This is a genomic window from Bacillus sp. FSL K6-2841, assembly GCF_037976435.1.
GTDB classification, from domain to species: Bacteria; Bacillota; Bacilli; order Bacillales; family Bacillaceae; genus Bacillus; species Bacillus pumilus.
On sequence record NZ_CP150266.1, the window covers coordinates 2,383,350 to 2,397,770 of the forward strand.

Annotated in this window: 12 protein-coding genes, 1 other RNA gene and 1 other annotated feature; of the genes, 2 read left to right on the top strand and 11 right to left on the bottom strand. The window is 42.9% G+C overall.

The genetic code is table 11. The features are described 5' to 3' along the window. Positions 1-43: 43 nt before the first annotated feature. The 3 genes from mnmA to MHH68_RS12170 all read right to left on the bottom strand — a co-directional run bounded on the left by mnmA (position 44) and on the right by MHH68_RS12170 (position 2,838). Positions 44-1,162: a tRNA 2-thiouridine(34) synthase MnmA gene (gene mnmA / locus MHH68_RS12160; protein WP_003216305.1), complete on the bottom strand. Its 1,119-nt coding sequence runs from the start codon at positions 1,160-1,162 to the stop codon at positions 44-46. A 95-nt stretch (positions 1,163-1,257) separates the two neighbouring features. Next, a complete protein-coding gene (locus tag MHH68_RS12165; RefSeq protein WP_058014568.1) occupies positions 1,258-2,400 on the bottom strand; it encodes a cysteine desulfurase family protein in 1,143 nt (380 codons plus the stop codon). A gap of 18 nt (positions 2,401-2,418) precedes the next feature. After that, a complete protein-coding gene (locus MHH68_RS12170) occupies positions 2,419-2,838 on the bottom strand; it encodes an Rrf2 family transcriptional regulator (protein WP_058014567.1) in 420 nt (139 codons plus the stop codon). 207 nt (positions 2,839-3,045) lie between these two features. Here MHH68_RS12170 and MHH68_RS12175 point away from each other — a divergent pair, with 207 nt between their 5' ends. Continuing rightward, positions 3,046-4,311 (top strand): replication-associated recombination protein A, encoded by a 1,266-nt coding sequence (locus MHH68_RS12175; protein WP_339163294.1) that lies wholly within the window; start codon positions 3,046-3,048, stop codon positions 4,309-4,311. 235 nt (positions 4,312-4,546) lie between these two features. On the opposite strand, the gene MHH68_RS12180 is transcribed toward MHH68_RS12175, so the two are convergent. The 5 genes from MHH68_RS12180 to MHH68_RS12200 form a co-directional block, all read right to left on the bottom strand. Next, on the bottom strand, positions 4,547-5,311 hold the full coding sequence (locus MHH68_RS12180) for a tRNA threonylcarbamoyladenosine dehydratase (protein ID WP_058014565.1): 765 nt from the start codon (positions 5,309-5,311) through the stop codon (positions 4,547-4,549). 92 nt (positions 5,312-5,403) lie between these two features. After that, a non-coding RNA gene (ssrS, locus tag MHH68_RS12185) (6S RNA) lies at positions 5,404-5,584 on the bottom strand. 77 nt (positions 5,585-5,661) lie between these two features. Further along, on the bottom strand, positions 5,662-7,440 hold the full coding sequence (gene aspS / locus MHH68_RS12190) for an aspartate--tRNA ligase (protein ID WP_144462678.1): 1,779 nt from the start codon (positions 7,438-7,440) through the stop codon (positions 5,662-5,664). A gap of 18 nt (positions 7,441-7,458) precedes the next feature. Continuing rightward, positions 7,459-8,733, bottom strand: coding sequence for a histidine--tRNA ligase (gene hisS / locus MHH68_RS12195; protein WP_058014563.1), 1,275 nt, complete (start codon positions 8,731-8,733; stop codon positions 7,459-7,461). Positions 8,734-8,806: 73 nt separating this feature from the next. Next, positions 8,807-9,046: a binding site (T-box leader), on the bottom strand. Positions 9,047-9,104: 58 nt separating this feature from the next. Further along, on the bottom strand, positions 9,105-9,275 hold the full coding sequence (locus tag MHH68_RS12200) for a YrzK family protein (protein WP_003216250.1): 171 nt from the start codon (positions 9,273-9,275) through the stop codon (positions 9,105-9,107). A gap of 136 nt (positions 9,276-9,411) precedes the next feature. On the opposite strand from MHH68_RS12200, the gene MHH68_RS12205 reads away from it, so the two are divergent. Next, positions 9,412-10,992, top strand: a complete 1,581-nt coding sequence (locus tag MHH68_RS12205; protein WP_268496789.1) for an N-acetylmuramoyl-L-alanine amidase — start codon at positions 9,412-9,414, stop codon at positions 10,990-10,992. A 96-nt stretch (positions 10,993-11,088) separates the two neighbouring features. On the opposite strand, the gene dtd is transcribed toward MHH68_RS12205, so the two are convergent. The 3 genes from dtd to MHH68_RS12220 form a co-directional block, all read right to left on the bottom strand. Then, positions 11,089-11,532, bottom strand: a complete 444-nt coding sequence (gene dtd, locus MHH68_RS12210) for a D-aminoacyl-tRNA deacylase (RefSeq protein ID WP_003216527.1) — start codon at positions 11,530-11,532, stop codon at positions 11,089-11,091. A gap of 18 nt (positions 11,533-11,550) precedes the next feature. After that, positions 11,551-13,761, bottom strand: a complete 2,211-nt coding sequence (locus tag MHH68_RS12215; RefSeq protein ID WP_012010732.1) for a bifunctional (p)ppGpp synthetase/guanosine-3',5'-bis(diphosphate) 3'-pyrophosphohydrolase — start codon at positions 13,759-13,761, stop codon at positions 11,551-11,553. Between the two features lie 142 nt (positions 13,762-13,903). Beyond that, positions 13,904-14,416, bottom strand: a complete 513-nt coding sequence (locus MHH68_RS12220; RefSeq protein WP_003216770.1) for an adenine phosphoribosyltransferase — start codon at positions 14,414-14,416, stop codon at positions 13,904-13,906. Positions 14,417-14,421: the final 5 nt, after the last annotated feature.

A 14,421-nucleotide genomic window follows, 5' to 3' on the forward strand; every position in this document is an offset into this window, starting at 1 on the left:
CATTAAAAAACCTCAACAGCGACGTTGAGGTTTTGAAAACATGTTACACATACGACAGTTTTTGGCCGTCCTTAAAGACATCGTCAATTGTTCCGCCGCCCAGACATTCATCGCCATCATAAAAGACAACCGCTTGTCCTGGTGTCACAGCACGAACAGGTTCATCAAAGATGACCATCGCTTCTTGCTCACCTGTCATTTTAACCTTTACATGGTGATCTTCTTGACGATATCTGAATTTAGCTGTGCATGTTAATTCACCGTTTTCACCGACAATATGAGGACGAGTCCAGCTGATATTGACGGCTGAAATGCTTTCAGAATATAAAAGTGGATTGTGGAAACCTTGTTCGACAAACAGGATATTTTGTTCCAAGTCTTTTCCAACGACAAACCAAGGATCACCGCTGCCGCCAATGCCTAGACCTTGGCGCTGCCCGATCGTGTAATACATCAGTCCATCGTGCTCCCCTTTGACTTCTCCGTCCATCGTCTGCATCACGCCAGGCTGTGCAGGCAAATATTGACTGAGGAACGTTTTAAAGTTTCTTTCCCCAATAAAGCAAATACCCGTTGAATCTTTTTTCGTTGCTGTTGCGAGCTCTGCTTCTTTTGCCAATTCACGAACCCTTTTTTTCTCTAAATCACCGATTGGGAACATGACTTTATCAAGCTGTTCCTGAGTCAGCTGATTTAAGAAATACGTCTGGTCTTTGTTGGCATCAAGACCTCTTAGCATTTTGACTTCATCGCCAGTTCTGTCGACGCGCGCATAGTGCCCTGTTGCTAAATAATCCGCACCGAGTGACAATGCATGCTCAAGGAACGCTTTGAACTTAATTTCTTTGTTACACATGACATCTGGGTTTGGCGTTCTGCCGGCTTTATATTCATCAAGGAAGTATTGAAACACTTTGTCCCAATATTGCTTCTCGAAATTCACTGCATAATAAGGGATTCCAATTTGGTTACACACGCGGATGACATCCTCATAATCCTCCGTTGCTGTACATACACCATTTTCATCTGTGTCATCCCAGTTTTTCATAAATATGCCGATTACATCATAGCCTTGCTCTTTTAGCATAAGAGCGGCAACTGATGAATCGACTCCTCCGGACATACCGACCACAACTCTTGTGTCTTCTGGTCTTTTTGTCATCTTCATCAACTCCATTTTCAATGAAACAGCATGTGCGTTTCGTTCTTCAGGTGCTTGGCTGTTTCATTTTTCACACACGAACAAAAGAGGGACGTTTATTTGGCTAAGCGTTTGACAACAGCTGCTATCTTGCGCGCCGCCTGCTTCACATGATCCTCTTCATTCCCAAGACCGAAGCTTATTCTGACTGAGGACGTCAGCTTGTCTGCTTCTTCGCCATACATGGCGCTTAACACGTGCGAAGGAAGGACGGATCCAGCCGTACATGCAGATCCACTTGAAACAGCAATTCCTTCCATATCCAAATTCACAAGTAACGATTCGATGGAAACGCCCGGGAAATGAACATTTAAAATATGAGGCAATGTCTCTTTCGGGTGTCCATTGATAGAGAAAGTAAGTGATTCCTCTTCGAGTACTTGCAGCATGATTTCTTTGAGCTTACCATAATGCATGGCTTTTTCTCTTCTATTTTGCTTCGTTAATTGAACAGCTTCTGCAAGTCCCACGATCCCTGCCACATTCTCAGTGCCAGCACGGCGTTTTCTTTCTTGTTCTCCTCCGAAAATTTGCGGAGAAAGTTTCACGCCTTCGTTTACATATAAAAAGCCGGTTCCCATTGGACCATTTAGCTTATGGCCAGAAGCAGATAAAAGATCAATATGAAGGTCTGCTACATCGATCGGCATTGTTCCAAACGCCTGCACGGCGTCAGTATGAAAATGAGCAGTGTGATGGTGTAAAAGCTCGCCAATGTCTTTGATGGGCTGAATCACACCTGTTTCATTGTTGCCGTACATGATGGTGACAAGAATCGTATCATCTCTTAGTGCTTGCTTTAGTTGTTCAAGATGAATCAATCCCGTTTCATCCACATCTAAATATGTCACATCAAATCCTAGCTTCTCTAGGCGTTCACATGTATGCAGCACTGCATGATGCTCTGTTTTTGCTGTGATGATATGTTTTCCTTCATGCTGCCTTGCCATCGCCACACCTGTAATGGCCAAGTTGTCTGCCTCTGTTCCTCCGCTTGTGAGGATGATCTCCTGCGGCTTACAGTGTAATTCTCCTGCAATGACTTCCCTTGCTTCATCGAGCCACTTTCTTGCCTCGCGCCCGTATGAATGAATACTAGAGGGATTGCCAAATATCTCTGTAAAGTAAGGCATCATCTTGTCCACAATCCGCTGATCCATAGGCGTTGTCGCTGCATGATCTAAATAGATACGTTCCATTTCCGGTACACCTCTGATCTAAATATAGAACATATACGCCTCTTGATCCTCGTCACCTTTATAGCTTGCCAAGTCTTCAAGAGTTGTATTGTCTAGTACGTCTTTTACTGCATCACGAATACGAATCCAAAGTGCACGTTTTGCTGGTTCTTCGTTTTCGATGACTTCGACAGGACTAATCGGTCCTTCTAATACACGAATAATATCACCCGCTGTAATCTCGCTTGGCTCATGGGCAAGCACATAACCGCCATATGCTCCGCGGATACTTTTCACAAGACGAGCATTGCGAAGTGGTGATACAAGCTGCTCTAAATAATGCTCAGACAAATTATTGTTTTGAGCAATTGATTTTAATGATGTAGGGCCTTCGCCATGTTTTTTGGCTAATTCGATCATGATCGTCAGACCATATCTGCCTTTAGTAGAAATTTTCAAGTTAAACACCTCTGCGTTTTCTATTTCTATGTCATCAATTATTTTTCTGATTTCATATACGCTTATATAGACCAAAAGCAATTATATCATACTTTTAGCCAACTTTCATTTGCGGGTTCTAAGCTCAAAATGAGGACGCATCCCTTTTCTATTTGAAGAAATTTCGGTACTCTATACAAACAAGACATTGCTTTAGGAGAGATAATCATGAAACCTTTAGCGTACCGGATGCGCCCAAGTCATATTGAAGACATCATTGGGCAGGAGCATCTCGTTGGAGAAGGTCAAATTATTAGACGAATGGTCGAGGCAAAACATTTATCCTCGTTGATTTTATACGGACCGCCGGGCATCGGCAAAACATCGATTGCGACGGCGATCGCTGGCAGTACAAGCATTGCGTTTCGGACGTTGAATGCGGTCATTCATAACAAAAAGGATATGGAAGCTGTCGCCGCTGAAGCGAAAATGAGCGGCCAGGTCATCCTCATTTTAGACGAGGTTCACAGGCTTGATAAAGGAAAGCAGGATTTCCTTCTTCCTTATTTAGAAAATGGCATGATCATTTTAATTGGTGCAACGACGGCTAACCCCTATCATGCGATCAACCCCGCCATCCGAAGCCGAACACAAATATTTGAGCTGAAACCGCTTGAAACGGAGCAAATCAAAGCTGCGCTAACAAGAGCGTTACAGGATGAACATCGCGGACTTGGCGGTTATGAGGTGACAGTGGACGATGAAGCGATGAATCATTTTGCCAATGGATGCGGCGGAGACGTACGCTCTGCTTTAAATGCGTTAGAACTAGCTGTCTTATCGACAAAAGCAGATGGGGCTGGGCATATAATGATCACTCTTGCCGCAGCAGAAGAATGTTTACAAAAAAAGAGCTTCTCACATGATAAGAATGGTGATGCTCATTATGATGTCCTCTCGGCTTTTCAAAAATCCATTAGAGGATCTGACGCAGATGCGGCGCTGCATTACCTTGCCAGACTGATTGAAGCAGGAGACCTTGAAAGCATTTCAAGGAGATTACTCGTAATGGCTTACGAAGATATTGGCTTAGCTAGTCCGCAGGCAGGCCCTCGTGTGTTAAGTGCAGTTCAAACAGCAGAAAGAGTCGGCTTCCCGGAAGCACGAATTCCGCTGGCTAATGCAGTCATTGAACTGTGTCTTTCTCCTAAATCCAACTCAGCATATAAGGCGATCGATGCGGCACTAGGTGACATTCGTTCAGGGAAAATTGGTGAAATCCCTGTTCATTTAAAGGATGCTCACTATAAAGGAGCTACCGCTCTCGGCAGAGGTGTGGATTACTTATACCCTCACGATTATGAAAACGGCTGGGTGAAGCAGCAGTACTTACCTGATCCGCTGAAAAACAAGCAATACTATGAACCGAAGCAAACAGGTAAATTTGAAGGCGCACTAAAACAAGTATATGAGAATTTAAAACGCCAAAAATAAAAAAAGCCCCCTGCGTTATAGCAGGTGGGCTGTCAGATTGTTGACAAAGGGCTAAAATGATCTTGATTTTAGCCCTTTGTCTTCTTTTCAGCGTGATAGAAAACCTTTGCAGTCTAGGAAGGACGAGCATCGGAGCGGAGCGAATTTAACATTCGTGAGCACCGAAGCGCAGATCTGACACCGAATGCGAGGGTTTGTCTACACGCTGGCCCCTGCGTAATAGCAGGTGGGCTGTTTATTTATCCTTCACACGTGTAATTGGAATATCTTTCAAAAGCTGCATAATGACATGACCACCCATGATCAGTCCTGCAACAGACGGGACGAAGGCATTGGATGATGGCGGCATTTGTGCCTTGCGAATCTTCGCTTCATCATTTCCAACTTCTTTTCTAACATCTTCGCGAATCACAATCGGACTTTCATCAGAGAAAATGACTTCAATTCCTTTACGAATCCCTTCTTTGCGCAGACGCGTTCTTACGACTTTTGCAATTGGATCGGTATGTGTTTTTGAAATGTCATCAATTTTGAAGCGGGTCGGATCTGTTTTGTTTGCAGCTCCCATACTCGAAATGATGTTCACGTTGCGTTTTAGACACTCTTTCATTAAATGAATTTTATAGTGAATCGTATCTGACGCATCGATGACATAATCAAGTGGATATTCAAAAAATTGCTCATAGGTTTCCTCTGTATAAAATATCTTGAGCGCAACAACTTCACATTCTGGATTAATATCAGCGATTCTCGCCTGCATTAAGTCAACCTTTGGTTGTCCAACTGTTGAAAGCAATGCTGGCAGCTGACGGTTTACATTTGTAATATCAATATCATCTTTATCAACAAGAACAATACGGCCAACGCCTGAACGAGCGAGTGCCTCAACTGCAAATGAACCAACGCCGCCCACACCAAGCACTGCAACTGTACTGTTTTTTAATATATCTAAGCCTTCCTTGCCAATGGCAAGCTCGTTTCTTGAAAACTGATGTAACAAGTGCCTCACTCCACCTTTATTTAAAATGAATCGAAAGAATCATATCATATTCAACCTTCTTCGTCATCCTTCTGAAAAAGAAAAAAACACAAAAAAGTCCCGACAACGCCGCCAGCTTTTCCTTCGTTTTGAACCCCGCACCATGCAGGTGGGTGCTTTCTTCCTGACTTTATAAGTCCTCAAAAGAGGCATTTATGCAGAAAGGAAAGGCAAGCTCCCGTATAAAAAAATGTTCGGTCAAAACTAGGTAACCACCGTACGTATCAGGACTTTATTTATTGATTGAAGAAAGCATATCATAGGCATGCCGCTTTTTCAAGCGTTTACATGCCTATATCCATGCGTCTATTTTACTGTTTTACTTTTGTTTTAATGGCTAAACTTAACTCATCCAGCTGCGCCTCGCTCACATGACCTGGTGCATCTGTTAGCACGCAGCTCGCACTTGCTGTTTTCGGAAATGCAATCGTGTCTCTTAAGTTAGAGCGGCCGGCAAGCAGCATCACTAAGCGGTCAAGACCAAGTGCGATTCCGCCGTGCGGAGGAACACCATGCTCAAAAGCATCTAGAAGGAAGCCGAATTGTTCATAAGCCTCTTCTTTTGAAAACCCAAGTAAGCTAAACATTTTTTCTTGAATATCCTTTTCGAAAATACGAATCGAACCTCCGCCAAGCTCATAGCCATTTAGGACAAGATCGTAAGCCTGTGCTTTCATGTCTTCTGGGCTTGTCTCAATTAATTCAAGATCGTCGCGCACTGGCATTGTGAAAGGATGATGGGCAGCATAGAAGCGGCCTTCTTCTTCATCTTTTTCAAGCAGCGGCCAATCAACAACCCATAAGAAGTTGAAAAGAGACTCATCGATGAGCCCAAGCTCTTTACCGAGTTTTAGGCGAAGGGCACCAAGTGCGTCATGGACAACAGACGTCTTATCTGCAACAAAAAGTAGAAGGTCGCCTTCTTCAACTTGCAGCTCTTCTTTTAATTCTGCTTGCTTTGTTTCGTCAAAGAATTTAGCAATCGGTCCTTTTAATTCTGTCTCTTCTGCTTTAAGCCAAGCTAGACCTTTTGCACCGTAGTTCGCTGCAAATGCACCAAGGGCATCAATGTCTTTTCTTGAGTAGTTCGCTGCTGCTCCTTTGACATTGATGGCTTTCACAGCTCCACCATTTTTCACAGCTCCGCTAAAGACTTTGAAATCAGAGTCTTTTACCGTGTCTGAGATGTTAACAAGCTTCATCTCAAAACGTGTATCTGGTTTATCAGAACCATAAGAATTCATCGCTTCATCATATGTCATACGAGGTAATGGCAATGTCAGATCTACACCTTTGACATCTTTCATCACCTTTGCCATCATCTCTTCAGCAAGCGTCATAATGTCCTCTTGACTCATAAAGGACATTTCGATATCGACTTGTGTGAATTCCGGCTGACGGTCAGCACGCAAGTCTTCATCCCTAAAGCAGCGCGCAATTTGATAGTAACGATCCATTCCTGAGACCATTAGCAATTGTTTAAATAATTGCGGGGACTGAGGCAATGCATAGAACTCTCCTTCGTGTACACGGCTTGGAACAAGATAGTCACGTGCACCCTCTGGCGTACTTTTTGTTAAAATCGGTGTTTCAATATCTAGGAAGCCGTTATCATCTAGGAAATGGCGGAATGCTCTAGTGACTTCATGTCGCATTTTCATCGTTTCAAACATAGCAGGACGGCGAAGGTCTAAGTAACGGTATTTAAGGCGCACATCTTCTGATACCTCATCCGCTTGATCTGAAATCACAAAAGGAGGAGTCTTTGCTTCATTTAACACGCTGACCGTTTCGACTTGTATTTCAATTTTCCCTGTTTTTAAATTTGGATTGATTGTTGCTTCTTCTCTTGCCACAACCGTTCCTTTAATATCAAGGACATATTCATTACGAATCGATTCTGCTGTCTCAAGCGCCTCTTTTGAAAGGTCTGGATTGAAAACAGCTTGTACAATTCCTGTACGGTCACGCAGATCAATAAAGATTAATCCGCCAAGGTCACGTCTTTTTTGAACCCATCCTTTTAATACAACGGTTTGACCGATTTGGTCTTCTGTTACTTCTCCACAATAAAAAGTTCTACCAAACACAAACATTCCACTCCTTCTTTACGCCTTCTTGTGGGCCTTCATCATTTGAATCAGCTCATCAAGCTTCACTTCAATTTGTTCACCCGTTGTCGTATCTTTTACATTCACAATGTGCTGCGCGAGCTCATCTTCACCCAGGACAGCAATAAACTTGGCTTTTAATCGATCAGCCGCTTTAAATTGTCCTTTTAATTTCTTCCCTGTATAGTCCATTTCACTTGAAATGCCTTCTTTTCTCAGACGATTTAATAATGCAACAGCGTAATCTTTCGCATCATCACCGAGTGCAGCAATGTATAGATCAATGCCATCTTGCAGTGGAAGATCAATCCCTTCAGCATCGATTGCTGATAGGAAGCGCTCAATACTCATAGCAAAACCGATTCCTGGTGATTCAGGACCGCCAATTCCTTCAACAAGTCCATCATATCGGCCTCCGCCGGCTAATGTGGTAATTGCACCAAAGCCTTCAGCATTGCTCATGATCTCAAATGCTGTGTGATTGTAGTAATCAAGACCACGCACTAAGTTCGGATCGACGACATATTCAACGCCTATATCTGTTAAGTATTGTTTGACCTTTTCAAAATAAGTCCGTGATTCATCATTTAAGTAATCTTGAATGGATGGAGCTGTTGCCATCAATTCGTGGTCACGATCCTTTTTACAATCAAGAATTCGAAGCGGATTTTGATGTAAACGAGTTTGACAGTCATGACAGAATTCATCGATTCTTGGTTCAAAGTGCTTAACAAGTGCCTCGCGGTAGTCTGCACGGCTCTCTTTGTCACCAAGGCTGTTAATGACGAGCTTTAAGTTAGAAAGACCTGCTTTCTCATAAACACTCATCGCAAGGGATATCACTTCTGCATCAATGGCTGGATCCTTTGAACCGATCGCTTCAATTCCAAACTGATAAAATTGACGATATCTTCCCGTTTGCGGTCGTTCATAGCGGAACATCGGTCCGATGTAATACAGCTTTGTCGGCTGCGCCGGCTGTGCAAATAATTTATTTTCAACATAAGAACGTACGGTTGATGCCGTTCCCTCTGGACGAAGGGTGATGCTGCGTCCCTTTTTATCTTCAAATGTATACATCTCTTTTTGAACGATATCGGTTGATTCGCCTACTCCCCGTGCAAACAGCTCTGTATGCTCAAAAATCGGTGTGCGGATTTCTTTGTATTGAAAGGCTGCACATGTATCTCTTGCAATTTGTTCAACATACTGCCAGCGTTCTGACTCTCCAGGTAAAATATCCTGTGTGCCTCTTGGAATATTAAAACTCATTTTTCGTCCTCCTACGACCATCATTCATTTTTTATGTGGACATATAAAAAACCCCCGCCTCTACTATGTGTATAGTAGGGACGAGAGTTATACCCGTGGTGCCACCCTAGTTGGAACATAATCTAGCCATGTTCCCGCTCAAATCCTTAACGCAGATTCACGTTCTCCGCCTATTGACTCATTTTTAGAGCGTTCAGCAGGAAACCTACAGAGTGTTCTTTCGTGATAAATGCCATGCGGATTCGCTTTCAGCCTAAGGCGATTCCTCTCTGCTCACGCAATTTACCCTACTATTCTCTATCATCAGTTCCACATTTTAAATTTTCAAGTGTGTTGATTTATATTATAATAAGGTCGGTGCTGCCACTCTGTCAACCCTTGCCGTGCCTCTTTTTCTTTTCCAGCTCTTCTTTTGACGTACATCCGTATTCAGATGCGGTTTCTTCTAAGAAGCCTGGTTGATCCATTTCGTCGTGCTGCCAGCGATCGATATCACGATGTCCATTATATTGCACTCGTCCTAATTTTCTGCTTAATCTCATGTTTGTACATCCTTTTATCACGTTTTTATTTAGTATAAACAGATTGATTCATTTTTATTAGGAAACTGCAAGGAATTAGTCCATTACATAACGAATTTACATTCATCGGTTTTACAAGGGAGGGGAAAACACCGTTTTGAATCTAAAAAAACACAATCAAATCATGATGCTTCTTACCTGTTTTGTTCTCATCGCAAGTACTTTGCCTATGACACATGCTACAGCACAAACAGATCAAGCTGTGGTCGCTACAGATGAAATCAATGTGAGAACAGGTCCTGGCTTAAGCTATGGAATCGCAGCTGTTGTGAAGCGCGGAGAAAGCTATCCTATTCTCACGAAACAAGGAGAATGGGTGCAGATCGGGCTATCGAACGGCCAAAAAGGCTGGGTCGTCTCATGGCTGATTACAACATCATCTGGCGGCCAAAAGTCTGCTAAGCCAAAGACGCAAAATCAAAGCTCAGCAGAGAGCAGTTCCATTACATCGACAGCCTCTGATCTTCGCATACGGACAGGCCCTGGGACGTCCTATCAAGTCGTCGGAACTTTCCCGCAAGGCGCTTCCGCTAAAAAGCTGCAGACAAGCGGCGAATGGACAAAAATTTCGTATAAACAAGCAGTAGGCTGGGTTCACTCTGATTATGTGTCAGGCGGCCAAAAAGCTTCTCAATCAAGCGCTGGCGAGTCCTCTCGCTCTAAACAGACAGGCACAGTTGGCGTATCAAGCTTAAATGTAAGGCAATCGGCGGCACCTAATGCACAAGTCGTCGCTTCACTTGCCCGCAACACACAGATCACCATTTTGCGCGAGCAGAACGGCTGGTATGAAATTGAGGCAAAAGGCGTGAAAGGCTGGGCAGCAAGCTATTATATCGTCACAAGCAATGGAGCGAGTTCGGCGGGTGAAAAGAATTCATCTTCTTCGGCTTCCCAAAAGAAAGCGTACATTGTCTACGATGGCACCAACATTCGAAAAAGCGCTTCTACCTCTGCTCAGATTGCAGAAAGAGCCACAAAAGGCGCTGCCTATCAAATTGTTCGCACGCAAGGTGACTGGTACGAGGTGACATTATCAAACGGCGGAACTGGTTATGTGGCAAGCTGGGTCGTTCAAACGAATAAAAATAGCAGCGAGGCACCAAGACCACAGCAGGATTCATCGTCAGGAACTGGTTCTTTAAAAGGAAAAACGATTGTTCTTGATCCAGGTCATGGCGGAAAAGACAGCGGCACGATTGGCGCAGATGGAGCCTTTGAGAAGAACATTACCATCAAAACCGCCAATTTACTGGCAAGCAAATTAAGGGCTTCTGGAGCAAATGTTTATTTAACAAGAAGTGAAGATACTTTTATCAGCCTTCAATCGAGGGTCGCGACATCTCATTACAGAAATGCAGATGCATTTATTAGTCTTCATTATGATAGTTTTATGGACCCAAGCGTCAGAGGAAGTACAGCGTATTATTATCAAGCAGCAAAAGACCAGCAATTAGCGACAAATGTTCATACAGAAGTTGCTAAACGCTCTCAAATCCCTGATAAGGGTGTCAAATTCGGAGATTATTTTGTGTTAAGAGAAAACAAACGTCCTTCTCTTTTATATGAACTCGGCTATTTAAGCAATCCTCAGGAGGAAGCCATCATTTATAGCGCCTCTTACCAAGAACGAGTCACAGAAGGAATGACAGAAGGATTAAAACAATATTTCCGCTAAAAGAAAGAGGCCACTGTGCCTCTTTTTTGTTTGATTGCAAAAGAAAAAGACTCTAAACAAACTCCTGCAAGAGTCTATCTACAGTCTAAATTGAATCTATTCTTTACTATCCATCCAGATGGTGACAGGCCCTGAGTTGGTCAATGACACATCCATCATCGCGCCAAAGCGGCCAGTTTCTACATGAATACCTTTTTCTCTAAGGGCTTTATTGAAACATTCGTAAAGGGCGTTCGCAGCATCTGGCTTGGCTGCTTTCATAAAATTTGGCCTTCTGCCCTTTCTTGTATCACCATAAAGGGTAAACTGAGATACAGACAGCACGCTTCCTTTTACATCCAATAACGAATGATTCATTTTCCCGTTTTCATCTTCAAAAATACGTAAATGTGCAAGCTTATCAGCTAAATAATGCACATCTTCTTCTGTATCTTCGTGTGTGACACCAACAAGTACCATATATCCTTCATTGATGGCACCTGTGATCTCTTCTTCTACCTTCACAGATGCACTTGTCACACGCTGCACAACAAGCCTCATAGACGATATACTTCCTTTCTAATTCATGAATCGGCGAACAGAGTAAATGTCTTTGATTTGTTTAATGCGTTCTACCACTTTGTGCAAATGGTTAATATTTTGGATAAAGATCGCCATATGGATCGTCGCCACTTTGTTACGATCAGACTTACCAGAAACCGACGAGATGTTCGTTTTGGTTTCGTTGACTGCTTGAAGCACCTCATTAAGTAAGCCGCGTCTGTCATATCCTAATATTTCAATTTCCACATTGTATTCTTTACGGTTTCGAGCAGGCTGTTCATGCTCCCACTCAACCGGGATTAAACGTTCCTGCGCTTCTCCTGTCTTCACGTTCGGACAGTCATCACGGTGAACAGATACGCCTCGGCCTTTCGTAATAAAACCAACAATGCTATCACCTGGAACAGGATTACAGCACTTAGATAAGCGGACAAGCAGGTTATCTATCCCTTTGACTCTTACCCCTGCTTCTCGTTTCTTCCCGTGATATGTCTTTGGCTCTACAGTCACTTCTTGAACCGTTTTTTCTTGTTCTTCTTGATCTCTTTGTTTTCTTTCTTTTTCAGTTAAACGATTGGCGACTTGGAGTGCAGTAATTCCGTTATAACCAACCGCTGCATACATGTCCTCTTCGTTTGAAAAATTAAATTTGTCAGCCACTTTTTGCAAGTTTTCAGCTGTCAGAATGTCTTTGACATCAAACTCAAGATTTTTGATTTCTTTCTCCACGAGTTCTCGGCCTTTTTCGACATTTTCTTCACGGCGCTGTTTTTTGAAAAACTGTCTGATCTTGTGCTTCGCTTGGGAGGTTTGGGCAAGTTTGACCCAATCCTGACTTGGCCCATAGCTGTGCTTTGATGTCAGAATTTCAATAATGTCACCTGTTTTCAATTTATGATCGAGCGTGACCATCTTTCCGTTGACCTTCGCACCGATCGTTTTGTTCCCGATTTCCGAATGAATCCGGTAAGAAAAGTCAATCGGAACGGAACCCGATGGCAGTTCAATGACATCTCCTTTTGGTGTAAAGACAAACACCATATCAGAGAAGAGATCAATTTTTAACGATTCCATAAATTCTTCTGCATCTGTCGATTCATTTTGGAATTCAAGGATTTCTCTAAACCAAGAGAGCTTCTTCTGGAAAACAGCTTCCTCCGTTGATTCTGCTGACTCTTTTCCTTCTTTATATGCCCAGTGCGCAGCAATTCCGTACTCTGCGATTTCATGCATTTCCACTGTACGGATCTGAACTTCAAGCGGGTCACCTTTTGGTCCAATCACTGTTGTATGAAGCGATTGGTACATGTTCGGCTTTGGCATTGCAATATAATCCTTAAACCTGCCTGGCATCGGCTTCCAGCAAGTATGGATAATCCCAAGCACGGCATAGCAGTCTTTAATGCTGTCAACCAAAATACGGACGGCCAGCAGATCATAAATTTCATTAAACTGCTTATTTTGCAGGACCATTTTGCGATAAATACTATAAATATGCTTTGGTCTTCCGGAAAATTCAGCCTTGATGTTTACCTCTGACACACGATCTTTTACTTCATTGACAACCTCGTCCAAGTATTCCTCACGTTCCGCTCGTTTACGCTTCATGAGATTCACGATCCGGTAATATTGCTGCGGATTTAAGTAACGGAGCGCTGTATCTTCAAGCTCCCACTTAATCTTTGAAATCCCTAATCTGTGCGCAAGCGGTGCAAAGATTTCAAGGGTTTCATTTGAAATTCTACGCTGCTTTTCCTGCGGAAGGTGTTTGAGCGTTCTCATATTGTGCAGACGGTCTGCCAGTTTAATCAAGATGACGCGTATATCCTGCGCCATTGCCACAAACATTTTTCGATGGTTTTCGGCCTGCTGTTCTTCTTGTGATTTATATTTAATCTTCCCGAGCTTTGTTACACCATCAACAAGCATCGCAACTTCTTCGTTAAAATGCTCTTTTAAATCCTGTAATGTCACATCTGTATCCTCGACAACATCGTGCAGGAAACCGCCTGCAATGGTTGATGGGTCCATTTCAAGGTCAACAAGAATCCCCGCCACTTGAATTGGATGGATAATATAAGGCTCACCAGATTTCCGGTATTGCTCCTTATGTGCATTTTCAGCATATTCATATGCTCGCTCTATAAATTGAATATGTTCAGCGGACAGGTATTCTCTTGCCTTGTCAATGACCTGCTGCGCCGTTAAAACTTGTTCGTTCGCCATGGAATCACCTTTTTAAATGAAAACTGTATTGTAGTTTATTATCAAGAAAAATTCGATAGATGTAAAGAGAAGAAGTCCGCTAAAAGATTTTTGATAGGAAAAAAGCACCCTTCTTACCGAGTGCTTTTTGCGTAAAACTCCATTAGTATTGCATTAACGTCAAGATGTCGTAACCGTCAAGCTTCTTTCTGCCGTCCAGGTACGTTAGCTCAATCAAGAATGCAATTCCTGCCACAACGCCGCCCAATTCCTCTACAAGCTTGATGGACGCTTCGATTGTTCCACCAGTTGCAAGTAAGTCATCTGTAATCAATACACGCTGACCAGGACGAATCGCATCTTTATGAATCGTTAATACATCTTTCCCATATTCTAAGCCGTATTCGACTTTAACGACTTCACGAGGAAGCTTTCCTTCTTTACGAACCGGTGCAAAACCTACACCAAGTGCGTATGCTACAGGACAGCCAATAATGAATCCACGCGCTTCAGGTCCAACAATAAGATCAATGTCTCTTTCCTTCGCGTATTCAACGATTTGATCCGTTGCATAACGGTACACTTCGCCTTTATCCATTAACGTTGTAATATCTTTAAATTGTACACCTTCCTTTGGGTAGTCAGGTACAACTGTCACATATTGTTTTAAATCCATCTTTT

What these genes read in the sequence shown, in the direction of transcription:
- mnmA (WP_003216305.1), bottom strand. Translation starts at nt 1,162, where the DNA reads ATGACAAAAAGACCAGAAGACACAAGAGTTGTGGTCGGTATGTCCGGA.
- MHH68_RS12165 (WP_058014568.1), bottom strand. Translation starts at nt 2,400, where the DNA reads ATGGAACGTATCTATTTAGATCATGCAGCGACAACGCCTATGGATCAG.
- MHH68_RS12175 (WP_339163294.1), top strand. Translation starts at nt 3,046, where the DNA reads ATGAAACCTTTAGCGTACCGGATGCGCCCAAGTCATATTGAAGACATC.
- hisS (WP_058014563.1), bottom strand. Translation starts at nt 8,733, where the DNA reads ATGAGTTTTAATATTCCAAGAGGCACACAGGATATTTTACCTGGAGAG.
- MHH68_RS12200 (WP_003216250.1), bottom strand. Translation starts at nt 9,275, where the DNA reads ATGAGATTAAGCAGAAAATTAGGACGAGTGCAATATAATGGACATCGT.
- dtd (WP_003216527.1), bottom strand. Translation starts at nt 11,532, where the DNA reads ATGAGGCTTGTTGTGCAGCGTGTGACAAGTGCATCTGTGAAGGTAGAA.
- MHH68_RS12215 (WP_012010732.1), bottom strand. Translation starts at nt 13,761, where the DNA reads ATGGCGAACGAACAAGTTTTAACGGCGCAGCAGGTCATTGACAAGGCA.
- MHH68_RS12220 (WP_003216770.1), bottom strand. Translation starts at nt 14,416, where the DNA reads ATGGATTTAAAACAATATGTGACAGTTGTACCTGACTACCCAAAGGAA.